The organism is Bacillus sp. FSL M8-0063, from assembly GCF_038005545.1.
GTDB lineage: Bacteria > Bacillota > Bacilli > Bacillales > Bacillaceae_G > Bacillus_A > Bacillus_A wiedmannii.
The window spans coordinates 584,908-610,650 of record NZ_JBBOTJ010000001.1 but is presented as its reverse complement, the minus strand read 5'-3'; the positions used below and the strand labels follow the sequence as shown (position 1 = coordinate 610,650).

Annotated in this window: 24 protein-coding genes and 6 pseudogenes; 8 read left to right on the top strand and 22 right to left on the bottom strand. The window is 33.4% G+C overall.

Annotation, left to right across the window (positions count from 1 at the left end; all coding sequences use genetic code 11):
• Window positions 1-178 precede the first annotated feature (178 nt).
• The 4 genes and pseudogenes from MKX31_RS03035 to MKX31_RS03020 form a co-directional block, all read right to left on the bottom strand.
• Window positions 179-504 (bottom strand): annotated as a pseudogene (locus MKX31_RS03035) (nucleoside triphosphate pyrophosphohydrolase).
• A 48-nt stretch (window positions 505-552) separates the two neighbouring features.
• Window positions 553-1,296, bottom strand: a complete 744-nt coding sequence (locus MKX31_RS03030) for a MerR family transcriptional regulator (RefSeq protein WP_340979922.1) — start codon at window positions 1,294-1,296, stop codon at window positions 553-555.
• Window positions 1,297-1,304: 8 nt separating this feature from the next.
• A pseudogene (locus tag MKX31_RS03025) lies at window positions 1,305-1,554 on the bottom strand (hypothetical protein).
• A 3-nt stretch (window positions 1,555-1,557) separates the two neighbouring features.
• Window positions 1,558-1,896 carry a DUF4870 domain-containing protein gene (locus MKX31_RS03020; RefSeq protein WP_240380637.1) on the bottom strand — a complete coding sequence of 113 codons (339 nt, stop codon included), beginning with the start codon at window positions 1,894-1,896 and terminating at the stop codon, window positions 1,558-1,560.
• A 332-nt stretch (window positions 1,897-2,228) separates the two neighbouring features.
• Here MKX31_RS03020 and MKX31_RS03015 point away from each other — a divergent pair, with 332 nt between their 5' ends.
• The gene (locus MKX31_RS03015) at window positions 2,229-3,437 is read left to right on the top strand and encodes a hypothetical protein (protein ID WP_340979921.1); all 1,209 of its coding nucleotides are present in this window, start codon (window positions 2,229-2,231) and stop codon (window positions 3,435-3,437) included.
• Window positions 3,438-3,780: 343 nt separating this feature from the next.
• Here the strand turns inward: MKX31_RS03015 and MKX31_RS03010 are convergent.
• A pseudogene (locus MKX31_RS03010) lies at window positions 3,781-4,553 on the bottom strand (site-specific integrase); the annotation flags it as partial.
• Between the two features lie 642 nt (window positions 4,554-5,195).
• Entirely contained in the window at window positions 5,196-5,708 is a 513-nt protein-coding gene (locus tag MKX31_RS03005) for a hypothetical protein (protein ID WP_340979920.1), read from the bottom strand.
• A gap of 330 nt (window positions 5,709-6,038) precedes the next feature.
• On the opposite strand from MKX31_RS03005, the gene MKX31_RS03000 reads away from it, so the two are divergent.
• Window positions 6,039-6,935 (top strand): hypothetical protein, encoded by an 897-nt coding sequence (locus MKX31_RS03000; RefSeq protein WP_340979919.1) that lies wholly within the window; start codon window positions 6,039-6,041, stop codon window positions 6,933-6,935.
• 20 nt (window positions 6,936-6,955) lie between these two features.
• A complete protein-coding gene (locus tag MKX31_RS02995) occupies window positions 6,956-7,240 on the top strand; it encodes a hypothetical protein (protein WP_240380633.1) in 285 nt (94 codons plus the stop codon).
• Window positions 7,241-7,485: 245 nt separating this feature from the next.
• Here the strand turns inward: MKX31_RS02995 and MKX31_RS02990 are convergent, their stop codons facing one another.
• Window positions 7,486-8,091 carry a hypothetical protein gene (locus MKX31_RS02990; protein WP_340979918.1) on the bottom strand — a complete coding sequence of 202 codons (606 nt, stop codon included), beginning with the start codon at window positions 8,089-8,091 and terminating at the stop codon, window positions 7,486-7,488.
• 77 nt (window positions 8,092-8,168) lie between these two features.
• Window positions 8,169-9,416, bottom strand: a complete 1,248-nt coding sequence (locus MKX31_RS02985; protein ID WP_340979916.1) for an HNH endonuclease — start codon at window positions 9,414-9,416, stop codon at window positions 8,169-8,171.
• A 641-nt stretch (window positions 9,417-10,057) separates the two neighbouring features.
• Between MKX31_RS02985 and MKX31_RS02980 the strand changes: the two genes are divergently transcribed.
• Window positions 10,058-10,201, top strand: coding sequence for a hypothetical protein (locus MKX31_RS02980; RefSeq protein WP_158227756.1), 144 nt, complete (start codon window positions 10,058-10,060; stop codon window positions 10,199-10,201).
• A gap of 144 nt (window positions 10,202-10,345) precedes the next feature.
• On the opposite strand, the gene MKX31_RS02975 is transcribed toward MKX31_RS02980, so the two are convergent.
• From MKX31_RS02975 to dcm, 3 genes are all read right to left on the bottom strand, one after another.
• Entirely contained in the window at window positions 10,346-11,701 is a 1,356-nt protein-coding gene (locus MKX31_RS02975) for an LlaJI family restriction endonuclease (protein ID WP_098633282.1), read from the bottom strand.
• On the bottom strand, window positions 11,682-13,322 hold the full coding sequence (locus MKX31_RS02970; protein WP_098633283.1) for an AAA family ATPase: 1,641 nt from the start codon (window positions 13,320-13,322) through the stop codon (window positions 11,682-11,684). The genes MKX31_RS02975 and MKX31_RS02970 overlap by 20 nt, the downstream gene beginning before the upstream one ends.
• A gap of 437 nt (window positions 13,323-13,759) precedes the next feature.
• Window positions 13,760-14,944, bottom strand: coding sequence for a DNA (cytosine-5-)-methyltransferase (gene dcm / locus MKX31_RS02965; RefSeq protein WP_340979913.1), 1,185 nt, complete (start codon window positions 14,942-14,944; stop codon window positions 13,760-13,762).
• Between the two features lie 175 nt (window positions 14,945-15,119).
• Here dcm and MKX31_RS02960 point away from each other — a divergent pair, with 175 nt between their 5' ends.
• Entirely contained in the window at window positions 15,120-15,410 is a 291-nt protein-coding gene (locus MKX31_RS02960) for a hypothetical protein (RefSeq protein WP_098633285.1), read from the top strand.
• Between the two features lie 417 nt (window positions 15,411-15,827).
• Here MKX31_RS02960 and MKX31_RS02955 read toward each other — a convergent pair.
• The 4 genes and pseudogenes from MKX31_RS02955 to MKX31_RS02940 form a co-directional block, all read right to left on the bottom strand.
• A pseudogene (locus tag MKX31_RS02955) lies at window positions 15,828-16,108 on the bottom strand (MrcB family domain-containing protein); the annotation flags it as partial.
• Window positions 16,109-16,210: 102 nt separating this feature from the next.
• Entirely contained in the window at window positions 16,211-17,173 is a 963-nt protein-coding gene (locus MKX31_RS02950) for a tripartite tricarboxylate transporter substrate binding protein (RefSeq protein ID WP_340979912.1), read from the bottom strand.
• Entirely contained in the window at window positions 17,170-17,847 is a 678-nt protein-coding gene (locus tag MKX31_RS02945) for a response regulator (RefSeq protein WP_064473743.1), read from the bottom strand. Before MKX31_RS02945 ends, MKX31_RS02950 begins: the two co-directional genes overlap by 4 nt.
• The gene (locus MKX31_RS02940; RefSeq protein WP_340979910.1) at window positions 17,819-19,456 is read right to left on the bottom strand and encodes a sensor histidine kinase; all 1,638 of its coding nucleotides are present in this window, start codon (window positions 19,454-19,456) and stop codon (window positions 17,819-17,821) included. The genes MKX31_RS02945 and MKX31_RS02940 overlap by 29 nt, the downstream gene beginning before the upstream one ends.
• A gap of 224 nt (window positions 19,457-19,680) precedes the next feature.
• On the opposite strand from MKX31_RS02940, the gene MKX31_RS02935 reads away from it, so the two are divergent.
• Together MKX31_RS02935 and blaIII are read left to right on the top strand one after the other, a co-directional pair.
• Window positions 19,681-21,003, top strand: a complete 1,323-nt coding sequence (locus tag MKX31_RS02935) for an MFS transporter (RefSeq protein WP_064473741.1) — start codon at window positions 19,681-19,683, stop codon at window positions 21,001-21,003.
• Between the two features lie 512 nt (window positions 21,004-21,515).
• The gene (blaIII, locus tag MKX31_RS02930; protein WP_340979908.1) at window positions 21,516-22,463 is read left to right on the top strand and encodes a class A beta-lactamase BlaIII; all 948 of its coding nucleotides are present in this window, start codon (window positions 21,516-21,518) and stop codon (window positions 22,461-22,463) included.
• Between the two features lie 217 nt (window positions 22,464-22,680).
• Here blaIII and MKX31_RS02925 read toward each other — a convergent pair whose 3' ends face one another.
• From MKX31_RS02925 to MKX31_RS02915, 3 genes are all read right to left on the bottom strand, one after another.
• Window positions 22,681-22,839, bottom strand: coding sequence for a hypothetical protein (locus tag MKX31_RS02925; RefSeq protein ID WP_340979906.1), 159 nt, complete (start codon window positions 22,837-22,839; stop codon window positions 22,681-22,683).
• A gap of 150 nt (window positions 22,840-22,989) precedes the next feature.
• Window positions 22,990-23,151, bottom strand: coding sequence for a hypothetical protein (locus MKX31_RS02920; protein WP_179194465.1), 162 nt, complete (start codon window positions 23,149-23,151; stop codon window positions 22,990-22,992).
• 287 nt (window positions 23,152-23,438) lie between these two features.
• Window positions 23,439-23,963 carry a hypothetical protein gene (locus MKX31_RS02915; protein ID WP_340979905.1) on the bottom strand — a complete coding sequence of 175 codons (525 nt, stop codon included), beginning with the start codon at window positions 23,961-23,963 and terminating at the stop codon, window positions 23,439-23,441.
• A 382-nt stretch (window positions 23,964-24,345) separates the two neighbouring features.
• Here MKX31_RS02915 and MKX31_RS02910 point away from each other — a divergent pair.
• Window positions 24,346-24,743, top strand: a pseudogene (locus tag MKX31_RS02910) (tyrosine-type recombinase/integrase); the annotation flags it as partial.
• An 83-nt stretch (window positions 24,744-24,826) separates the two neighbouring features.
• Here the strand turns inward: MKX31_RS02910 and MKX31_RS02905 are convergent.
• From MKX31_RS02905 to MKX31_RS02890, 4 genes and pseudogenes are all read right to left on the bottom strand, one after another.
• Window positions 24,827-25,108 carry a hypothetical protein gene (locus tag MKX31_RS02905; RefSeq protein ID WP_088047924.1) on the bottom strand — a complete coding sequence of 94 codons (282 nt, stop codon included), beginning with the start codon at window positions 25,106-25,108 and terminating at the stop codon, window positions 24,827-24,829.
• 21 nt (window positions 25,109-25,129) lie between these two features.
• Window positions 25,130-25,321, bottom strand: coding sequence for a DUF4176 domain-containing protein (locus tag MKX31_RS02900; protein ID WP_000639128.1), 192 nt, complete (start codon window positions 25,319-25,321; stop codon window positions 25,130-25,132).
• A 113-nt stretch (window positions 25,322-25,434) separates the two neighbouring features.
• Entirely contained in the window at window positions 25,435-25,626 is a 192-nt protein-coding gene (locus MKX31_RS02895; RefSeq protein WP_071759192.1) for a hypothetical protein, read from the bottom strand.
• A gap of 11 nt (window positions 25,627-25,637) precedes the next feature.
• Window positions 25,638-25,730, bottom strand: a pseudogene (locus tag MKX31_RS02890) (DUF4176 domain-containing protein); the annotation flags it as partial.
• Between the last annotated feature and the right edge of the window lie 13 nt (window positions 25,731-25,743).

Here is a 25,743-nt window from a genome sequence, read left to right as displayed (position 1 = left end):
TTCAAAAATGAAAAATTCCTCTTTGTACTATATATAGGAAGGAAGGGTGGGTTTTTGGCGTGTTATTTCAAAAAAAATTTTTGACTACTACTACGGTGTTTGTTGGTGTTTTTGTTTTGTTGTGTTTTTTCTTAGTGATTTATTACTTGGTAGGGGCTTGGGAGGGGTATGTAAGGGGCTAGTTGTCGGTTACTTCGATTAGGAAGACTCGATTTGAGAAGCCGCCTCGTTCTTTTGCTTTCTTTTTACGGATGTTGTTGATTTTTTTAGTGTTGTGCATTTGTGTTTGGCTGGGGTGTTTATTAGTTCTAGGAGGTCGGATAGTTCTTCTTGTTTATGTTCTTTTGTTGTTGCTTCTAGATATTCGGTTAGTTCTTCTTCTGTTTTTTTGCATAGTTCTTTTATGTATTCTTCTTCGGGTAGGATTCTTGTTGTGGGTGTTTTTCCGTTAGCTTTTATTATTTGTGGGATTTTGTTTCGGATTAGTTTGTTGTAGGTTGGCATGGGGGTCCCTCCGTTTGATTTTTCTATTATAATGGAAAAGCAGTTTAACTAGGTGTTAAACTGCTGAATTGCTTCTTTTATATAGTTTTCTTCTTCGGTTGTGAAGAGGGTTGGGAATTCGGATAGTGGGAGGTTTGATTTTTGGATTATACTCTCTATATCACTTGGAGGGGTATCAAGATAGTTCGTTACTTCTTCTATTAAATTGAAAAATTCCTTCAAGGTAACTTGAACGTCATGATGACTCGGATCCTTCTCTTCTTCCTTATACTTTTTCAACTTCCCTATCACATCCATAAAACGTCGATCAAACTTTTCTTTTAATTCCTTATTATTATAAAAAGATTGAACACTATCCTTCGAAAAATGTTCCTCTAACCATTCCTTATTTTCTTTCTCCCATATAAAAGTTTGCAAAAACGAAGAAAATAAAGCGATGTCCACTCGTTCTTCCTTTTGAAACTTCTTCGTCATCTCATCCATATGCGAAAGTACCTTCGCAATTCTTTCTTGCTCTGCCAAAAGCATCTCTCTTTGAAAATGTATTTTCTTTAAAAACTCTTCTGTCTCTATATCACGCTGCAATATAGTATTTTGAATTTCACCAAGCGAAAAACCGAGATGCTTAAACGATTGAATTTGCTGCAGCACATACAAATCATCTTTCGTATATAACCGATGCCCACCCTCAGTATAATCGCTCGGCTTTAATAAATTAATCTTGTCATAATAACGAAGCGTCCGTACCGTAACATCCCCAACACTTGCAAACTCACTAATCCTCCACGCCATATCATCACCTACTCCGCTAACTTCTCTTTCGCATACTGAAACATCTGAGAAAAGCTCATCTCATTGCCTGGAATATTGAAACAAGCCTATAACAATCAATAAAAAAGGACCATTACTTCTATAACGATTTTCATACTCGCTAATACCATCATAAAAGTACTCATATTTTCTTTTTCGTAAAACAATATAAATCGCAATAAACAACACAGTGACCATGATAAAAATTCTCTTTCCCTTCATCTCCACTTCTTGTTTCATCACCTATTCTCCTTCCACTACATACTTATCTTCTTTAAATAACGGAAGCCGAATGGAATAACGATAGGGTTCATCGCGTATTACTTTCCACGCAACAATGATCACTTGAACAACCTCAAAGGCAAATACAATCCAAAACAAAACATCACTAATACGCGAACTAATATTAAATAGAAGAAAGATTAACAAATGAAAATTAAACGCCTTTCGACAATGGTATTTGTACACCTCATTTTTACGTGCTAGCGTGATGTACATGAGTAGTGGTGAAAAGATTCCTATTGCGGCTGAGAGTAGTAGCATGATGATGGCGTTTCTTTTTTCTTTTGTGGTGGTTTTCATGAGTGGTTTGGTCCCCCTTTTTGATTTGTCTTCTTTAGGTTAGGGGGTGACGTTGGGGGAGGTGCAAGGGGAATGTATAGAAAAATTTAGTAACACCAATATAGATAAAATAAGACATTTACCTTGATAGGTTTTATAGGCGGATTAAGAAAATACTAAAAATACAACTGATACTCCTAACGGTAGCACCCATAATAATGATGGTAATATTCATTCGAAAAATAGTGGGAGTAAGATTAAAAGTTAATTTTTCTGCCTATAATGTATTGATGATAAATTAGGTATGACTGTATCTCGAAAAATTACAAATATAAAGAAATAAGGGTGATTATTTGCAATTAAGGATACTTGAAACTACAAAAAAGGGGCGAAATGCCTATGAAGATAATTTAGGAAATGTATATTTAGATTGTAAAACGTGTGATAGTATTAAACGCGAAGCAGAATTCTGTGTTAGTTCTAAACGATTTAGGGGTAGGGGGACTAACTGTAAAGAATGTAGTAATAAGAGAATAAAGAAGTGGTATGGTAAAGATAAAAACAAATGTAAAGCTATCGAACGTGCAACAAAATGGAATAGAGATAATAAACATAGAAAACCTAAACCCACTGCAGAGGAGTTAAAACGTATATCTCAAGAACGTTATGAGAGGAGTTTGTACTCCGGACATATTTACAGGGCTAAGAAAAGAAACATGGTTAACGATTTTGATAACGAAGACTATACAACAATAATGAATATGTATAAAGGTAAGTGCTGTCTTACAGGTTCAACAAATAATCTACACTTAGACCATGTCATCCCTTTAGCTACTGGTCATAGTGGAACTGTCTACGAAAATATAATACCTTTGGCTAGTACATTAAATAGCAGTAAACAGGCTTATAATATTTTCGAATGGGCTGAAAGCAATTATAGTCGCTTAAGTTTTACGCTGGAACAATTTTATGAGGTAATGACTGAAGTAGCTAAAAGGAATAGTATGACACTAGAAAAATATAGAGAATATTATTACTGGTGTTTTGAAAATCCTAAAGAAGTACCAACTCATTATAATAACAGTAGTTATTATATATCTTTTACTAACAGGTTGAATGAAGCTATAAAAATGTATAAAGCAGGGGCTACAAAAAAAGAGATAACAGATTATACAAATTTATCTGAAAATTCTTTGTATAAGCACTTAAAAATACGTGGTGTTGAAACTAGAAAACCGTCATTAGATACTTTGGAAAATAGGTTAGATAAGGCTATTCAATTGTATCAAGATGGCGTGAAAATTCACGAGATTTATAAAAAAACACGTATTCATAAGAAAACACTTTTTAATACAGTACATAAATTAGGAATACCAACTAGAATCCCTAGTCGCTTTAGCAATAATAGAGATAGAATTGATATTGCTATTCAAATGTATTTACAAGGCGAAGTAATACATAACATATTAAGTAAGGCTAGAATAGGAAAGAAATTATTGTATGATACTATAGATGAATTAGAGATACCTAGACGAAGATATAGGGATGAGGGTAATAGTTGAGGCTGTTACTCTTTTTTGTTGAAATTATGTAAGGGATGTTTTAGAAACCAATGTAACAGCGATATTGAAAACTTCAAAGAAATATTAGGCTTTAGAGTGCTAGTTGTTGGCAACACAGTAGTAGTGACGAAATGGCGAAGTTCAAAAAATTCATCTTCAGTTGCATAACGGATAAATCCCTTTAAAATTAGGTTTTAATACACTTTAAAATCATTTCACTTCCTTGACAGGGTGGAGGTCGTGAGTTCGAACCTCTCCGGGATCATAGTTTTAAAAATCGTGTCAAATTAATATTTGATGTAGTTTTTTATTTTCCGTTCACACTCTCCATATAGCCAGTGGTCACAGAATTGGTCACCTTCCTTATAGCTAATGTTAATGCAGATAATAATATTTTCCTTAAACTTGATTTCGCCTTTCCATCATAAATTAAGGTTTGGATAATGGCTTAATACCTTTTTTCTAAATCAACATCTTTCCACCGCAAGCCTAACAATTTCCTTTGCCTCATTCCAGTCGCAAGAGCCATATGAAAGACAATAGAATACCTGCTATCCTGTGCATCCTTTAAAAACAACTGTACTTCCTGTTCATTCCACACAGTTAGCTCTTCCTTATCAGCTTTAGGCAACTTCGTTTTAGCTGCAACATTCTTAGTAATTAACCCCAAATCTATTGCATGCTCAAGAGAGTTCCTAATGATTTTGGTTATCTTCTCAATTGTTCCTCGCTTTAAACCCTTGCCTCGTAATAAATTGACGTAGTTTTGCATATGCATTGATGTTAACTTGGCCAGCTTTTGGCATTGCCTAGTGAAGAAATGATACGACTGTTTAAATACCCTTTCAGTACCTTTGCTGTTGGGATACCAACGCTGTGCTTCTTTGTATTAAACCAACTCTCAAGATATTCATCATAAAGCAGCTTACTAGGTTCTACGTATGTTCCAGTATGAACTTCTGAGAGCAGCTTTGTTAAAGCATTTTCTGCTTCTTTTTTGGTAGTAAATCCCCTTTTCTTCTTTTGCTTTTTTCTATCTGTTAAAGGATCAATACCAATATCTACAATATAAAAATACTTTCCTGTTTTCTTATCTTTGTTGACGCTTACTTTCATTGTTAAGAGCCTCCTTGAAGTCCTTAACTGTGCTGTATATGGTAATTTAATTATAGCGGATAATCTTGGTATTATAGATTAGAAATTTACGTTATATCAGCATAAAGATAGCTGAATGTAACTTGAAGATGTTTTCTAACAAGTTGAAGGAAAATAACGAGAGATTTAATCTGCTAAATAAGTTATTCTAATAAGCATCCGAGAGAAGTATCTATCCAGATGAGCTTTTTTGAGGCTATATATAAACAAAGAAGACTAGTACCCCTACAGGAAGAAATAATGGAAACTACAGTGCAAATTGTAGAACATGTTTCTGTGAAGGCATTGCTTGCTGATTTCGAAAACCCCAAAAAGACACCCAATTTAATTTGGATGCCAGCTTAAATCTTATTTCACTCGTTCTTGTAGCACTTCTATGTTTGAAAACATTGATACATCATAACTTCTACATCTCGAATACGGAGCGATTCCCATTTGGAACACCCCTCTTTTAATATCTTTTGAAGAACATGATTTTGAGTAAAAACCAGTTAAATACTTTAAAATAATCTATAATCAAACTCTATATACTAACTAATAATAGATGCATACGATAAAGAATTTTAACTATTGGAAGTGTCTATTACCAAAGAATAAAAGATTCTATTCCTTCAAATGAACAGAAAAACTTACTCCCTCATCATTAATCTCATTTACTACAATAAAATAAGATTTCCCCTCATGTTCAAATGGAATTCTATGTATTTTAGAACCCTCTTTCCATCTTTCATCCATTTCTAAATTAGATTTTCCTTCATAACTAAATTCAAAAGTAACAGCATCTGGCCGAATGTCGTGTATTAATATAGTTACCTTTCCTTTTAAAACAGTTATACTTTGATTTTCTTTCAATGGATTAGCAGTCTCATAAATCATATTACCATCAATATCATATTCTTTTTTTAATTTTTCATTTTTCCTTTTCAAACTTTCATTTTCTTTTTTTAAACTTTCATTTTCTGTAACCTTACTATCATTGAACCTTTCGTTCAACCATATTCCACCACCACCTGCAAATAAAAAAATAGGAATACACAATTTTAATAAAAACTCCAAAGGATATTCTTTGAATAATGCCGATAGCTTATTACCGAATTTTTCATCTCTATTCGCCATACTCACTACTCCATTCATTTATTTCACAATAGAATGCGAGGATTCTAACTGCTTTTTATTATATCTTCATTTAAGCTACTAGTGGTTTCCTAATTCCCTTACTAAAAATATAGGTTCATTCGCCCCAATTCTACTTCCACATATCCATTGTAACATTTCTGACAATGACCTGACTTACCCAATTTATACGAGTAGAAGACCTCTTTGTCGCCAAATTGGAATATATAGGACTATTATACAATTGTTCGCATTGCATAAATACCAAATTTTTTCGATATTCACCAAAATTTGCAGTATCATTGAATCGAGATATTAAAGAGGAGGAACAGCATGAAAAATGGGAAACAAGAAGTTTTAACGGACTGGAAGGAGAACAAAGAGTTTTATCAAAAGCAGTATGAAGAAAGAGTATCTCGGAAAATGAAGATTTCTCCATCAAAAGCTGAACAAATATTTCAAGTGTTACTCGATGGAGGCGAAGAAGACGAGGAATTACAAAAGATGTACGCTCTGTTTAAGAAGCATAATTGGACAGAAGAGCAACTACAAGAGATGTTCTCACCATTTTTTGATTTTGACTTCTGGGAAAAGCAAAGGAGGGATGCTTTGGAATCTGCTGAGATAGTATCTAAAAAAGGATGGACTTTTCCGCAAATGATGTCACATTCTATGATTGCATATCTTGCTAATATTGAAAGTCATAAGGAACTAGAAAGGGAATTTGAAGAATTTTATTCAACGAATGGGAACTATGCAAAGATGAAGCAAGACATTCTTACCCATGAGTTCATTCTGGGTTGGAAAGAACTCTTAGAACAATGTTTTGAGAATTATGAGAAAGAACAGTATTACATTGCAATTCCAAGCCTGTTCATTATTATTGAAGGTCTTGCACATATGCTTGTATCTCCAAAGTTTCAAAAATATAGAAAGTTCAGTAACAGAACTAATTTGAGAAATCAATATGAGAAAGTAAAACAGGATGTTGCTCACGACGATATCTATATAATTATATACGTATCTGTACTTGAGCTTTTTAATGAAGTGTTCAAGAGTGGAAATTTTGATAAAAATCCAGAAAGATACCCTATTATCAATAGGGACTGGGTGCTACATGGTCGAGACATTCCGAGTAACTGGAAACGAGTTGACGCTTTGAGATTATTTAATGTAATATATTCAATTACGTCTCTGGACGTTCTTCTGGAAGAATCGGAGGAGAATTAAACATATAGAAGGACTGGAACATGCTAAAAAAGATTATGAATCGGTCAGAAGCGTTAAAACGTAAACAATTTAGTCAAATTGGATTAGTTAGACATCCAAATGAAAGAAGAAGAAAGCTTATAGGTTCAGCAGTAAACTTAGCCTCTCACCTCTGTGAAGGGATAAGCAAAACAGGCGGAGGGATTCTAGTTTGCAATGAAACATCCAAAATATTAGAAGGTAACAACCTCAAAGTGACAGAATTTGATGGTTCTTATGCCAAAGCCTATACAATACAAACAAAATCTAAATCCCTAAGTTATTAAAGTAAAAGGGTTTAAAACTTAGGAATATTTATACTCCTGGTTAAGGAATAAAGGGAGAGGATGTATGAATAGTTATAAAAATCATGTAACAAAGAACAAGACTTTCTCTTCCTTTAATCCCCAAAAATCTACTGAAATCAAAATTTTATTATGTATTTCATATTTACAATATTTTTTACCTTAAATGTAATTTATCCATTGATTTAAAGGATCTTCAATTATCTCTTTTTAACCTATAACTAAATTTATTTCAAAGTCAAATAACTGTTATCTTTTGCATATATATTGTATATCTGACTATCTATTAAAGATAAATTTTTCATTAATTCAATATCATTATTGATAGACTTACTCCCATCAATAAGTTCTTTGTATTGTAACAACACTTCATTGCTTAAATTAGGTACATGAATATAATTGCACAATTCATTTACATCAGATTTTTTCCCGTCTTTTTCAAATAATATTGCTTTATATTTACCTACACCCCAGATATTAATGTATGCCCCAAATCTATAATTTAGTGGTTCACTCATCCAATCTTCTTTTATCTTTTTTACATCAGATTGATTATCATATCTAGATTTTTTCAATTCTACTACTAAAAAATTAAATGTGTTGACCTGTCTTCTATGAAAAATGATATCTGGTCTATTATTACGATAATTACGTTTTGTTACATCCAGATCATAATCTAACCAAAAGATATATTTTTTAATTTCATTAGATAAATGATGACTAAGATTCCACTCTGTTAAATTCGTCTGGTCCGTATTTTCAAAAATTTCTGTTTGGTTTTTTAATAAATTCATAATAGAAGAGTATATTATATCTTTAATTAAGTCATTCATCTGAAACAATCCTCCTATAACCTTGTTTGAATAAATCGCAGAAAATGATAAATGTATTGGACGGCCCTTTTCAATAATCACTTTATAAATAAGTTTTCCCTATGCCATTTCATGTATTGTTGTTGAACCTCGTTGATTTGAATTCTTAACTTATCATTGATATTAAGAAAAACTTTTGTAGCTTCACCCAAAGTAGCTGAAATCATAATTGTTCCCTCATCCTCAAAACTAATATACCCCTTATCAAACAACGCATCATGATTAGGACATAATAGTAATCCATTATTAACATCTAACCGTTCTTGATTACTTGATTGACTCCATGGCCTAATATGACTAGCTACTAAAAATCTTTCATCTGCTATACCACATAACCTACATTTCTTTTCAATATTTAATAGTTCTTTCTTAAAGGTTGATTGACCTATTCTAGATTTAATAACTTGCTCTCTTTCAGTCTCTGTTACCTCAATATTTTCTGGCGTAACCGCTACAATTGATTTTAATTCAGTATAATCATCTTCTAGAGACCCCACTACTGTGTTCCTATCAACGGTATCTCGTTGTTCATATCTTCGAAGAGATTGAATAACTACACTAAAATCATCGTCCTGTTGTTCTAGTAAATTTATAGCTTCTCCAATACTCAAATTCTTAAATATCCCTTTATGCTTATCTTTCAATCCAATGAAATGCAATATTCCCATTGCTTGATATCCACGACTCTCGTCAGGGTTCAGACCTATAATATTTCCGTCTAACCAGCGATGGGTTCTAGAATTGAATAGATACTCATATATAGCTTTATCTCTAACACCCTCTTCGTAAGAGTCGAATTCCCTAGACCTTTTCTTAGGTTCTAATCTTTTTATAATTGAAATCTGTTTAGATTCATTTGGTTCAACAATCTCTAATTTAGCCTTTTTAAATAAACCTTTAACACTGTGATATCTCTTTTTCAAAGGATTTTTCTTAGATACTCCTCTTCTAAAACTCGAATAAGAGCATACAGCCATCTTTCCGCTATATTTAACAAAGCTGTCTCCATATTTTTGTATAAAATATTTCAAAGCTTTTTCTCTAGTTGAACTTTCTCCTTCCATTTTATTTAAAGAATATTCTAAGTGTAGACTTACTTCCTTATCTCTAATAGATAATAGGTACTGATTGGAATCTAATTTAAATTCCCATATTTCATATTCAGCGTTAACTTTTTCTTCAGTAAAAAATTGTTTAAAATCCTCATAGTCTCTTTTTACTTTAGCGTTGTCGCTAAATAAAACGATTTCTGGAAAATGGATTAAAAATCCCTGATTACTAATCACTATCCCTCACCTTTTCTAATTAAAATACTGATACATATATAGTTCTGGCTCACTCGAATTGTATTATAAAAATCTCTTTACTTTTTATCCTTCATAAACTCACAGGAATATTGTACCATGTTAATCTAATTCAAATCTTTCTCTTCAAAATATTGATTTCTACATCAAAACACCTCTAATGGATAAATTACCCAAATTATAAATTTACTCACTAACATCAAAAATAGGATGTAGATGTATTTTTTGAAACTCAACATGTTTAGTTTACACCTGTCTCGTAGATAGCATAATAAATTCTATCCAATAAGATGAAAGATGGACTTATTTAGATTTATGTAATTGGTCTCGAACTCCATTAGTAAATTGCTGACACTTTAACTCACTTAATGGTCTTCAGCATGTCAATTATTTGAGTTGTATTGGAAATTTACCGAGTGTCAGTTTGTAAATAAGGGTGGTTTCTGCGTCACCAACACACTAAGTGAGAACTCAACAGACTTACAAAATGTCTTCAGATTCATTTTTAAATATAACTCAATATACGAATAACTCACTATTTTATTGCCTTCTGTAAAAAAAATAGTCTTATCCAATATCAACTTGTACATCTCGCTGAATCTCACCAAAGGCTGAAAAAGCATATGGACTTTGAGAAACAAAAGCAACTTACTGTTCTAAGGGATTTAGAAGGATTTAATGTAGATGTTGTGATTGAAAATGCGAAGAAGAAAGAAACTGCAGAAGATTTTCTAAATATTTTTTTGGATAGACAATTCATGTATTAAAAAGGATTCGCTGACCTTTTATTTTAGGCGCTGAATCCTTTTTAATATAATAAGTAAAATAAGTAATGGAACAACTGAAAAAAGTATTTCTTATGTCACTACAGTGAAACTTCCGAAATTAAATTTAGTAATGATCTTCTCAGCTTATATTATTTCACTACTTACCTTAATAAAATTATTTATATAAGAAAATTTTTCAATTCCTATATAGCACTTCATCATAAAAAAAGTATTTACCTTAAAAGCTTTTACATCACCCAACTGATCATTTCCCTCAACTTCAACTTTTCCTTCATACTTAATAGCTTCTAATTCACTTGACGGAAACAAAAAAGCATTATAGGTCCTAGTGATATTATCCAATTTCAAGTGAGGCATCAAGTCTTTTTTAGACTGAATATTCTCACGAATAGTATAAGCATAAAATAACTGTTTAACAATATCCCCCCAACCCGGAAGATTTTTTTCAATATTATAATACTTTGCATCAAGTATATATAACGTTTTTTCTCTTATTATCATCAAATCCGGCCTCTGAGATTTGACAGGAGCATTACTGCCGATTTCCCATTTTAACTTTGGAATCATTTGTTTGAGTAAATGGTATTGATTATTAAAGTTAACACTGCACATTGTTTCCCAAACATTTTGAAAGTAGGGGGTAGCCAATGTTTCAATATTTTCTTCAGGGTTCTCTGGATTGATACCGGAAAAGTATTGGATAAGCAAAGTTATTACATTAGTTTCTCTCTCCACAAAAGTGTCATTTAATTCTTTGTTCAAAAAACTCAATATAAAATCCAAGTCATAATTACTCAAAAGATCTTCCTCTGGTTCTACAAAACCTGAAGATATTCCCAATAACCAACCGTAATTTTTAATCCCTTGGTAAACACAAAACCTGTGGAGTTTTAACAATAAGTTTTGCTCGTCAACTATTATTTTCTTATAAATAGGATCGATATATATTATAGAACTTCCTGAAAAAACAGGTTGTTTTTTGTTGATAGTTGATGCCCAATCAATCACACCAGTCTGATTTGCCGCCTTTACGCACATTTTTTTGATTAGATAACCGTTTTGAAGAAAATCTTGAATTAGGTGATAAACTGTAATAAGGTTTCCTTTATGTTGACCCTTTTCTCCGTCTAACAATTCAGATTCAAGCGGATCTAACACCGCTTCATTTCTATATTTTAATAAGGTTTTGGCTAGTACCTCAATATGCTTTTTTTCATCTAAGTCCAAAGCCGGTAATTCATAGGATTTCGGAAAAATAATAAAAAATGTGTTTTTATAAATCAACAGTCCTGTAACTTTAAATATGATCCTATCCCTCTTCAAAATACATATCCCTTTTTTCAGCCAGATACCTAAAAGTTCTTCTGGGAAAGTATTTGGATATTCCTTATACTCAATAAATGTATGGTATGCATTTTCTATTGCCACTCTATTCCACCGCCAAAATTGAGTTCTTTCCTCATTCTGATACCACATCATTTCTCAAGCTGCCTTCTAACCCCTCTTGTTCTACTTCAATTTCCTCTTCTGCCTGAAGTTGTTCCTCATTAAGCAATAAACACATATCCTCTGTGATACCCATGATATCCTCATTATCAAAGAACTTGGCAACTAAATCAGAGTACGTTCTGATATCCGGATTAAAAAACTCTCTTCTTTTGTATCGAACAACATCATCCCAAAGGTAAATTAACAGTTTCGATGAAAAATTACTGATGTCTTCAATTTCTTCTGGACTAATAAAATATGGGCCAATTAGTCGGTCCTCATTAATCTGAAGATCTTTAAGCTTTTTATTAATGGCCGAAAGAATTACTCTCCACGAGAAAGTATTACCCGCATAATTTATTAAGTGGTTTTCATGTTTAAATCCCACTTCTCTTATTGGTATGTATTTAAATTTCCATCGGCGTTTAAAGGCTGAATCAAGTACATAAACTCCTTGATCTGCACTATTCATGGTAGCAACAATATTCATATTTGCAGGAAGAAATAAACCTTCCACAAATTTATCGCCAATATCCTCAAGTGAAAGTAAATAATTATATAAATCCTGGTTTGGCTGAATGCAATATTCACTGGTTCCATCTGTTTTTCTGTCCAACAACTGAAATATATCACCAAAAACAACTGGTGCATTTGCTCTGTTTATTTCTTCTATTAAAAGAGTGAATGTCTGGTTAGGACTTCGTAAAGCAAGTAATAATACATTGATGAATGGACCAGGAACAAATTGATAGTCAATTCTAGGCTCACCATTATCAAAAATTTGACCATTTAATCGCCTTATAGTTGTGCCTGTTTGCAAGTAGAGCGGAACAGGTTTGTAACTGCCAACAAAATCATAGTATGAGTACTCGGAATGAAAAACGACTCTAGTACTGTTTGAGAAATTCTCCTTCAAGTAGTGACTCTTCCCTGTTCCAGGCGCACCATAAACTATTAAATTTTCTCCAGGAAGGACATCAGATTCCCTAAACTCCTGCTCCTGTAAATGGCGGGCGCTGTTCATCAATTCTGAATCAGAAGCTAAAAGCAAGGCAATTTCTGCAACGTAGCTCTGACTTACATTTACTACTCCGAGTAAGTTAAGGACTGGGGAGTAAAAAAAATCACTTCTATCGATTGTTTTGCTGCCAAGCCACCAGTCATATTCTGTTAAAAACTTGCATAAGAAATTGCCACTCTCTATGTCTTCTCCGAAATAATTGATTATCGCCTCTTTTATTTGCGGAGCAACTTCATCAATATCTTTTCCCTTTAAGTTTTTGATTTTTTCCATAAAACTATTTTTTGGCATACCGTTCACACTGCTATTGGCCAATTTGTCTATTATTCTTTTATATTTAAGAAGCTCACTAAGGTAGGGAACAACAAATGTAGCGAGGTAAAACCACTGATTAGGACAAAAGATTTTATTGCCCTTATTGATTGTTATCTCTGCAGAATAGTTGAAATATTGTATTTCATTATTTTTAGCTTCCATAGCTCGGCTGAATCTGTCCTTAAAATCTCTATTGAGTTTAAAATCATTGTTAAAAAATGTATTTTTATAACTTTCTTTTGTCCTTCTAGTTAGTTCATTTAGATCTCTAAGCACTTATATTCCTCCAATTGTAAAAGATATTTTCATTATATAGTCTTTCGGGTTGTTCATATAGACCATAATAATTAAAAAATAAGTTTTTGTTACTATCTAGTAAAAAGGAGTATGGGAACTTTGATGTAATTACGAGTGACAAGGGGGAAAAGAATGTTATTGAAAATATAAAAAACTAATCATTTATGAACTAGCAAACAAACATGCTACTGCACTAAAAGAAACTAATATTGTAAATAAATAATCAGTAAAATATATACCTATTCTCGCAAGCTCGTTTACAATTCTCAAGTATTAGAACACATATAGATACTTACACTAGAGAAGGTTGCAATAGTTTTAGGGTGATTAGCAAAGGGGAATTGGGTTGTTTTTAGAAATTATAAGTAATCTGCAACTCTAAAAAGGATTCCTTTATGAGCAGGAATCCTTTTATTTTATCTATTTTCCACTAAATTCTGTTGATTATTACTATATTGAAAACCAACACTATTTTCTATTGCATCAACCATATTTTTAGCAACTAATTCAACCACTGGCATTGCTACTGAATTTCCAAACTGCCTATAAGCTTGGGTATCTGAAACGGGTATTAAAAATTCTTTCGGAAATCCTTGTAAACGCGCGCACTCTCTTGGAGTTAACTTTCTTGGGTTTTTATCAGGACCCTGATCAATAAGAATCTCACTACCATCCTTATAATAACGGGCGCTAATAGTATTAGTATAGGGGCTTTCTGAGTTAAATAGTGAGAAACCAAAACCATTTCCTTTTTCTTTATGCTCTTGTTTTCTTCTTAAATGCCCTTGATATAATTTATCAGAAATCGTGTATTTTTCATCAACATTTTCTTCTAAAATGTCTCCTAGTCTAGTAGGTTTATTTGTAGGTTTAGGAAATGAAAAAGGTATTGATTTCCCCCCAAGCGGATTATAAAAACCTACTATATAAATACGTTCTCTGTTTTGTGGAACCCCAAAATCAGCAGCACGTAAAACATCGTAGTAAACAGTATAGTCTAATTCTTCTCTTAAAACTTTTAATATTGTTTCTAATGTCCTACCTTTATCATGGCCTCTTAATTGTTTAACATTTTCCAATAAAAACGCCTGTGGTCTTCTTTCCTTTAGAATTGTAGCAATTTCAAAGAAAAGTGTACCTCTTGTATCTTCAAATCCTTTTTTTAGACCAGCTTGCGAGAATGGCTGACATGGGAAACCACCCAAAAGAATATTATGTTCAGGAATTTGATTAGTAGGAATCTCAGTAATATCACCAGCGGGTTCTTCACCATAATTTATTCTATAAGTTTTAGCAGCAAATTTGTCCCATTCAGAAGCGAAGACTGATAACCCCCCATGCTTTTGAAAGGCTAGTCTAATTCCCCCTATCCCAGCAAATAAATCAATCATAGTAAAACGTGGGGTTCCTTTAAACATGAAGGGAGGTTCTTCCGGATATTCCATAATGGATTTATACTCCAATGGAGAAGGATAAGATTCTCCATTTTCCCATCTTCTTAGTGTTCTGTCTCCATTTCTCCCCATTTCTAAAGCATCTGCAAACTCTTTTTGAGTCAGACCAAGTCTCTCTCGTTTCTCTTTAATTTTAGAATATTCCATATCGTGTCTCCTTCAGGTCTATTTGTCCTGTTTATGACACAAATTATACCGAACACTTATTTGTTTGTCCACTAAAAATATTATTTTTATCAAAGTTTATTTGTATTATTGTAATTTTATGTGATAATATTTTTAAGTTCTTTTTAAATTACCCCTATTTAGGGAGGTTAGACTAGTGTCAAAAACAGTGCTTTATTACCGACAACAAAAAAATGAGAGTGTAGAAAATTCCATTGAAAATGTAAAAAAAACAATTAAAAATCTAGAAACCACTCATAAAATAATCGGTGTATTTTTAGACAGCTATAATGATCAAAATCAGCTGAACGAACTGCTAAACTTCCCTTTGCAAGAGATAGATCTGCTTTATACAAATCATTATTTTGATGATGAGTTTGACAACCAGCTTATAAACCAGCTGTCAAAAGCTGAGCAGTTTAGTGTAAAGTACTTTGATAAGATATAGGTTCCTCTATATCTTTTTTGTTTCTGTTCCTTTTCTTTATAAGATTATTCTTACTGTATACACTCCTCCTTTTACTCCTAAATGAAATTCAATTTCTGGGTATAGTTTTTTATTTTTTATAAACATTTCGATTTGACATATTGATACAAGCTGGGGGTGATTTAGAATAAGCGCAGTATGTTTTACCTAACTTTTCAACTACACCCTCATTAACTCCATTCTTTTATACTTCTTCCTGAATACTACCTTTAATCATTCCTTTCCAAAAACAAAAAAAACGTGAATCTTCCTTTGAAGAGAATTCACGATTTTTTTTATTCATATATATTAGACTTAATTTTAAATGAATTACTCCCACTATATATGGATAAAATTCTACAAAACAATAAATTCACAGCAACCAATAAATCCGTCCATGTCAAAATAGTATATATTAAATGTAATAGCTGCTGATTTAGTCACATTCACAAATGGAATCCGTGAAAAGAAAGCATTACATTCACTTGCTTGTCCAAAATCTCCTCTCTTTACCGTACACATAGCGATAAATCCCCTCAAAAACATTCTTAAGAAGTTCAAAGCTCACGTGAAAATTTAATTTCAACGTCTAATCTTTTATCATTCTTGTTTATAATCAAATAAGTTTTATCACCTTGAATATCCTCGACTTGCCTTGTTAATTTAACCAATACAATCATGAGTTAACCTAACACTTTTACCCCCACCGTCACAAAAATTATAATTACCACTATTTAATCAAATTATTCACAAAAGAAAAATCATACTTCAAACCGTATGATTTAATCCCCCACTAACTCCCCATACTCCTGACTACTCTCCTCCAAAAACACCCTACTCTCCCCACTATCCTTATAATAAGAATTCCAACCCCGCTCCCTCAAAATCCCCTTCCAACTATCACTCTCAACCATCTTCTTAATAATACTATCCCAATAAGCAACCTCTTCCTCCGTCATATCTTTCGGACCCATAATTCCTTTCCAGTGCTGGAATATGACGTTGATTCCTTGTTCTTTCCATGTTGGGATTTCTGGTAGGCGGTCTAGCCGTTTTGGTGCGGATACGGCTAGTATTTTTATTTTGCCGGCTTTGTATTGCTTTTCGGCTTCGGATAGGGTCATGGTTGCGGCGCTGATTTGTTTGTTCGTTAGGGCGTTTATGATTTTTTCTTTGTTTTCGTAGACAAAAAATTGTAGTTCGGCAGGGTTTATGTCGAATGCTTTGCTTACTTGTACGAAGGATAGGTGATCGTCGTTTCCTAGGCCGGGGGCAACACCGATTTTGAAGTTTTCCTTGTTTTGTTTTAGTTGTTCCATTAGTTGTTTTGCGTTTTCTATGTTTGATTCGTTTGATACGACAACGACTTCCCAGTCTGACGCAAGTGTTGCGAGCGGTGTGAAGTCTTTATATGTTAGTTTACTGTGGCCTAGTAGGTTGTTCGTTATGAGTAAGCTTGAGTTAATCGCCAGTACGTGACCACCTTTTTGTTTCATATATTTCCATCCGACGTCACCGCTACCACCTACTTTGTTTGTGACAGTGATTGGTTTCGTGAAGATTTTTTCTTCTGTTAGCGTTTTTTGCATCGCTCGCGCCGTTAAGTCCCATCCTGCTCCTTGAACGTTTGGTGCAACGATTTCTACTTCTTCTATTTTCACTTTATTCGTGTGGGTTTTCTCTACGGAACAACCAGCTATTACTCCTGTCATGATCCATATACATAGTAATAATCGTTTTTTCATAGTCCTCGTCCTATGCGATATTTTCGTTCTGGTCGTCCGATAATGCCGTATGTGTACTCTACTGTGCATTCGTTTATCGCTACTAAATATTCTAAGTATCTTCTTGCGGTTGTTCTGGAGGCACCCATTTGTTCTCCCATTTCTTCTATTGTAATGCCCGCTTCGAATCCTTTTATAATCCCTTTCACTTTTTGCAATGTTAACGGATCGACACCTGTCGGTAAGTTTTTCATGTCTTGTGTTTGCGAAATGCCGAAGAAGTTATCAATGAGTGTTTGATTCACTTCATTGTTACTATGTAATAATTGTTTCTTTCTTTTATAGTCTTCAATTGTGCGAACGAATTTTTCTAACGTGACCGGTTTTATAAGGTAGTTGCTTACGCCATTTCGAATTGCTTTTTCTAACATATGGTTTTCATTTGCCGCAGTAACCATAATGACATCAACGTTTGGAAAATCAGCATGGATTTTCGGCAATAAGTCTGTGCCGATTCCGTCTGGTAAATAATTATCTAATAGAAGTAAATCGATTTCTTCCCCTTGTAGTAGTTCCATCGTTTCTTTCGCGTTCAATGCTTTTCCAATCACTTTTACGTCCTTTATTTTTAATAAAAACTCTTCCTGAATTTGCGCGACGCGGAAATCATCTTCTGCAATGGCAACCTTCAACATATGCCCATCCCCCTGTTTGTCTTGTACTTTCTCTCAATGTTTTCGGAAGGTAAATTGTAAAAATAGCTCCCCCGTTTTTCTCGTTTTGAATTTCAATTGTTCCCCCTAGTAGATCTACCATTTCTTTTACGTTTGCTAGTCCGTAACCACGATCATTTCCTTTCGTTGAAAATCCTTTTTGAAAAATGGTCGTGATTTTTTCAGCTGGTATCCCTGCTCCACTATCTATCACTTCAAACACAATATCGTGCCCAATATCCGTCACAAAGAAGGAAACATTCTTTTCCTCTTGCTCACTCACCGCATCAAACGCATTGTCGATTATATTTCCAAGGATCGTAATAAGGTGCGAAACTTTTATATGGTCTGGTAACGGATGAAGCGCACTATCTTCTTCAATATGAAAATCGATTTTCTTCTCAGATGCCGTTCCGATTTTCCCTAATAAAATAGCTTGTACTTTCGCATCATGAATTTGATGGAATAAAATATGGTTTTGGCTTTGATGAATATTAGATTCTTGCTGGATAAATTCAATCGCTTCTTTGTAATGTCCTAACTGAAGTAATCCCGATAAGACGAAAAGCTTATTTGTAAATTCATGTGTTTGAGCGCGTAAGTCCTCCGAATACTTTCTTACCTCAGATATTGTATTCACTAAGTTTTGCAGTTCTGTTTTATCTCTAAAACTACATACACCGCCTACAGTACTGTTATTTTCGAGTATTGGTGTCATGTTTAAAATAAACACTTTATCTTGAAACGCGATTTCTTGATCGTTTTCTAGCACTCTTTCCATATTAAATTCCGGTAAAACTTTTGAAATGTGCTGCTGCATATAATCACCATTTACATGAAGCATCTCTTCTGCCGAAGTGTTCATCATCGTAATAAAACCGTTTTGATCAATGGCGATAATTCCTTCTTTTATAGATAGTAATATCGCACTTCGTTCCCGGTATAGCGCTGCGATTTCATTCGGTTCTAAACCGAGTGTATCTTTCCGAATGCTACGTGCTAAAAGAATGCCACCAACAATGCCGGCTAATAATACAGCTAAAGAAAAGAGTATAATTTCTTTCGTTCTGCTCAGTATGTTAGATTCAATACCTTTTATTAAAAACTCTACTGTCACAACACCTACGACTTGATCGTAGTCTCCGTTATGAACAATAATGGGCGCCTTCGCCATTAAAGCAGGACCACTTTCACCATTTCCTTCAAGCGTATAATAGCCTCCAAAAGTAAGTGCTTCATAGTTATATGGATTGTTACTCTTTGTGCCAATTAACTCCGAATTAGAATGGGAATACATAACCCCAAAGCGATCTTCTATAATGACATAATCTGCACTAGCTTGCTCACGAACTTGTTCCGCAATGGATTGGATCGTACTTTTATGCTCGTTATTTTGAAACGCATCTTTTATAGCTGGCATAAAAGAAAGAGATTTAGCTGTCTGCAGTGCTAACTGTTCCACTTGGCGCTTTGTATCAACGGACTGAATGTACACAAATATTCCCGCTAATAGGAGAACGACAAATAAAATTAACGTAATAATTAAGCTTACTATTTTTGTTTGTAATGACACTTTGCGTGATTTCTTCATGCTTCATATCCTTTGATAAAATATTCTAAACTATCAATCTCCTTTTTCTATTATTATGACAAAACTAATAATGAAGCAACTATTAAAACTCTCCATGTACATAAAGTACAAAAAGAATAAAATTGTCATAATATTGAGATTTCATTCTATAGACAGTACAATTCAACTACAATAAAAACGCTTTCATATTTTACTTTTATTTCTAAGCAAGAGGAGGAATGATTATGGCTCAAGCAAAATCAAATCGAGTCGCCGGAAATATTTTCAAAGGTTCAGTCGGCAATTTAATTGAATGGTACGACTGGTACGTTTACTCTGCTTTCGCTGTTTACTTCTCAGCAGAGTTCTTTCCTAAAGGAGATCCAACAAGCCAATTACTGAACACAGCCGCTATTTTCGCAGTTGGATTTTTAATGCGCCCTATCGGAAGTTTGCTAATGGGACGTTATGCAGATCGGCACGGACGCCGGGCAGCATTAACGCTTTCTATTACGGTTATGGCCGGTGGTTCTTTAATTATCGCCTGTACACCTAGTTACGAAAGCATCGGTATTATGGCACCAATTATTTTAGTTCTTGCCCGTTTACTTCAAGGATTATCACTCGGCGGAGAGTATGGAACTTCCGCAACATATTTATCTGAAATGGCCAGTAGTGGACGCCGTGGTTTTTATTCAAGCTTCCAATATGTAACGCTCGTTGCTGGACAAATGGTTGCTTTAGGCGTTCAAATTGTTCTTCAGCAATTACTAAGCGAACCAGATATGAAATCTTGGGGATGGCGTATTCCATTCATTATTGGAGCGATGGGCGCAGTAGCTGTATTATGGCTTCGTCGCACGATGGATGAATCGGAACAGTTCGCAAACATAAAATCACAAAAACGCGAAAGCGCAGGAACTGTTCGCGCTCTTATGAAACACCCGAAAGCAGTATTAACAGTAGTCGGCCTAACATTAGGAGGCACTGTCGCATTCTATACGTACACAACATATTTACAAAAGTTCATGGTAAACACAGTCGGTCTTCCGAAAGAAATTGTAAGCTGGATTAACTTTGTCGCACTACTTATTTTCGTCGTACTTCAACCAATTGCGGGGCTACTATCCGATAAAATTGGACGTCGCCCACTATTAATGGCATTCGGTATTCTCGGAACATTACTAACAGCACCAATCTTCTTCTTTATGGAAAAAACAACAGAACCAATCGTAGCATTTTTACTCATGATGGTCGGGCTCATTATCGTTACTGGCTACACTTCCATTAACGCAATTGTAAAAGCAGAACTCTTCCCAACTGAAATTCGCGCACTAGGCGTAGGTTTACCATATGCACTAACCGTTGCGATATTCGGTGGAACAGCCGAGTTCATCGCTTTATGGCTAAAGAGCATCGGAATGGAATCACTATTCTACTTCTACGTAGCTGGATGTATCGCGATAAGCTTTATCACATATTGGCGTATGGATGAGTCATCGAAGACTTCGCAGATTGAGGCGGAGCTTGGTGGTGGGGATACATTAGTTAATAATAAATCTAGCTAAAATGATGTATTCTATAATCTTCGTTTATCTGAAAAAGCATAATTCATTAATATGCAATTTAAAAACCTCTACTTATATGTAGAGGTTTTTGTATGACGAAAAAACACGTAGTTCCATTGTTATTTTACAAATCCCAAATTCTTCCTCATCTTGAAGTGGAACAAATTTATTACTGAGAGTGTCTAATAAGTGTATTTCTAATATGAGTTGTCCAGATTGGATACAACATATCCCGTTTGACATCTATTTTTATGTATTATAAAAAAATGAAAGGACTTATTATTCCCAAAAGTAAAAAACATGTATTGTAATACTTTCACAGGTGAACCATTACAAGTGGAAACAAAAAAGAAATAACGCAAACTGTGACTTATCAATCATATAAACGTTTTGGATGTCCTTTAACCTGTGAAAATTTAGCTGCAGTAGTATTCCCTATGCCATCTTTAATTGCATTGGTATTTAGAATACCTAGACAAAATCCATATATTCTTGAAAGAGGTTGAAAATTTATGTTCGTTTTAAACAAGTTCTTTAACATTTTACATTACAAAAAGATTGTGCCTGTAGTATTACTTTCATGTGTATCACTTATAGGATGTTCCAATAGTAACACTCAATCTGAACCACCTAAACAAACGAATCAAGCTAATCAAATTAAACAAGAAAATACAGGTAACCAATCTTTCGCTAAACTTGAAAAAGAATATGATGCTAAGCTTGGTATTTATGCACTGGACACAGGTACAAATCAAACTGTTGCTTATCATTCAGATGATCGTTTTGCATTTGCATCTACATCTAAATCATTAGCTGTGGGCGCTCTTTTACGCAAGAACTCATTAGAAGCTCTTGATCAAAGGATTACGTATACTCATGAAGATCTTTCTAATTATAATCCAATTACTGAAAAGCATGTTGATACAGGACTGACGTTAAAAGAACTTGCAGATGCTTCTGTTCGATATAGTGACAGCACAGCACATAATTTGATTCTTAAACAGTTAGGGGGGCCCTCTGAATTTGAAAAAATCTTGAGAGAAATGGGAGATATTGTTACTACTTCAGAACGATTTGAACCTGAATTAAATGAAGTGCATCCAGGAGAAACACATGATACCAGCACACCAGAAGCGATAGCTAAGACACTTCAATCATTTACATTAGGAACTGCACTTCCAATAGAAAAACGTGAACTATTAGTAGATTGGATGAAGAGAAATACAACTGGAGATAAATTGATTCGTGCGGGCGTACCAAAAGGATGGGAAGTAGCTGATAAAACAGGCGCGGGATCTTACGGAACAAGAAATGATATCGCAATTATTTGGCCACCAAATAAAAAGCCGATTGTTCTTGCTATACTTTCTAATCATGATAAAGAAGATGCTAAATACGATGATAAACTTATTGCAGACGCAACCAAGGTCGTGTTAAATACCTTAAAAGCTACGGAATAAATGATAATAGATTAAAAGTTTTCTATTTTAGGCGGGTGTTTTCATCAACTAAAAATTTAATAGTGTCCCAAAAACGAAATTTGGTGCTAACTTGTAATAAAAAGCTCATTTTTATTGTTTGGGGATAAATGATTCTTTAAGCTTGATGGCAATTTGGTGCTATCCCTAAAACATCTGGACTTTAATAGCCAACTAAAAAATGCAAACAAAAAGACCTTTAATCAATCGTTTTGTTTGCATTTCCTTTTTCTAAAACTACAGAAAAGATAAGTACTATAGTTAACACCATAATAAACCTTACTTCACTTCCATCACTTACAAAAAATGAATACAAAGTATAAATTAAAATTAATATTCCATAAATAACTTTGTGCAATGAACTCCCCCCTTTTTGCCGTATATATTTTAGTCTAAAAATTTAATTCAAGCCCTATATCAAAATGAAAATAAAAAGCACCTGTGATATACACAAAGTGCTTTTTTCTTGTCAATTTATCTATTTTCACTATATTTATCTATTTTCTTTTTATAACTCAAATTTCTTCGAATCATACTTTTCTAGAGTTTGCTGCCATTCATTTTGTTCATATGGAATATACTTATCTGTCTGTACATCTTCAACATTTTCTCCACCTGTTAATAATCTCCTGTATTTAAAAGAGTGCCTTGTTAATACTGTTGTAATCATTTTGTATTGCCCTCCTTTTGTTTGATTACTTGTATCATAAAACAAGTATCTGAAGTTGATATGTAGTCCATCTAGAGTGTATGTAAATTTAGAAAATCTCTAATAAAATGTTTATGTTGTAACGTTACCACCAAAACTAGTGCTTCCAACACCATGATTTGAAGAGACAGTAACCTATATTCTAGCCTCAATTCCTCCTACAGTTCTATATTGAGTAAAACGAGTTAATCCCTACAATATAAAAAGAGCACCCCTTTTGGATGCTCTTCGTTATAACTATATATTATTTAATTTCCCTCTTTTGTTGGTACCATTTTTCCTTCTTGAGAGTCTGTACCCTCTGTTCTTTCAACAGTTTTTGTATGTTCTGGTTTTTCAGGGGCTCCCATCTCAAATCCAGATTGAGAATCTGTACCTTCTTTTGCTGGTACCATTTTTCCTTCTTGAGAGTCTGTACCCTCTGTTCTTTCAACAGTTTTTGCATGTTCTGGTTTTTCAGGGGCTCCCATTTCAAATCCAGATTGAGAATCTGTACCTTCTTTTGCTGGTACCATTTTTCCTTCTTGAGAACCTGTACCTTCTGTTCTTTCAACAGTTTTTGCGTCTCCTTTAGGAGTTGCTGGCACTGCATCTTTAGGTAAATCAAAGTTTTGTGAGAAAGACGTTGTTCCATCTGCACTTTGTGTAATTACTTGATTTGGACTATTTTCATTTGACTTTAAATTGTCCATTTTCGCATCATCTGCACCTACTGCACCTCCCGCTACCAATCCTGTACTTAAAAGTGCTCCTGCTAATAATGTTTTAATCATTTTTCATTACCTCCTGTTTATTTGTAATATTCATCAAAAAAGTATCTAGAGTTAATGTTTTAGTCATTATCTTTATCTACTTGCTTTTTGATTACATTTAGCATAAGACAAGAATCTATAGTTGATATGGACTGTATCTGGAGATTATGTAAAGAAAAATAGATGATCAATTGTATATCCTAATGGATGCTTAGACAAAATTGAAACTTTATATGAGTTTGAACAATTGAGTTCCCCTTTGTTTTTAGGTGTAAGGTTTTTAGCTGGAGTGGAGTGAGGACTAACCTTTTCTAATTTGAAAGCAAACTTTTTATTATTAGTTTACATTCATTTCCCCTAAATCATTAACTTCGAACCAAAAACCCTGATATCCTTAATTTATATAATAAAAGTAAAACGAAAAAAAAGAAAAGAATTCAAAATCAAAGAAGGAAAAACAAAGAAAGAACGCATGATTAATCTTACTTCTATTTTTGATGAAGTCTATTCGTATGCCCCCCCCTAAAAAATACATGGTTATTCCCATCCCGAAAGGGAGATCAACCCATTAGTAAAATCCAGGCTTATCGACAATTGCAAAAAGCCGGAGGTTTTGCCAGTGTAGAATCCATTGGTACTCACACCATGCGAAAAACCTTCGGCTATTGGTTCTATAAACAAACAAAAGATGTTGCTATGTTACAAGAAATTCTTAACCATAGCACACCACACATCACCCTGAAATATATTAAAATTAATAAAGAAGATAAAGATAATATTCTTGATACATTTCAAATTTAATTTACTTAAAATTACTATTTCAATCATCATAAAAAAGACCTTTTATTTTAAAATAAAAGGTCTTTTTTATAAACATATATGTATTAAGATTTATATTTTTTTACTGTACAAGGAATAGTTACAATGTACAAATCTATAGCATAGATTGTAACCCAGATACCTTTACCTTCAGCTTCTAACTTTTTATCTAGTTGAGACAAATGCTCTGAAACTTTTCTTTTTCCCCATCTTCTAGGAAACCATTGAAAAACCTTAGGAACATTATATTTTTTATTATACCAAGTATTCAATCTCCAAAAAATGAAAAAAACCAAAACAATAATTATGATACGAAAAATATCAGAATATGAAATTCCAAAAACCATATTATATTTTCTCCATTTCCACTAAAACTCAGATAATTTACTTCTTAATTCTAATTCATCCTCTGTTTCGAAACCCTTAAATAATAAATGAATTATTTGATTATGATTAAAAAACACATTATATTCTTTTGATAAATTACCATGAGGATATGGACAAGAAACATAATCCCATAATTTATTATCAGCTTGTTGTTGCTTTCTTCCATAAATCATAAGAGGTTGATTAATTTCTTCTATGTAATCCTGTAAAATTATATTGTGGAAATTCCCCTTTAAATCCTTATTGATTTATTCATATTTTGAATTCCCCTATCACATAAGTAATATCATTTCTTATTAAATTTACTGTGCACCAGTTCAAATAATTTATTTGCACCAAGTGAAATTGCGCCAATAATAAGAACACCCATAATAAAATAAATCTTTTTAAATAAGTTGTAAGGAGATAAAATAGCAACTACAAGAAGTATTATAATTGCAACGAATGTGACTAATTTCCCAACTTTAAATGCTTGCATATCAGCTTTCCTCCTTCTGGATAAAAACAGCCAATATAGTCATACATCACAGGTTCTTTAACCATAAGTTTTTGTTTCCTTCCATAAATCACAATACTTAGAATTCAATAAACCTCT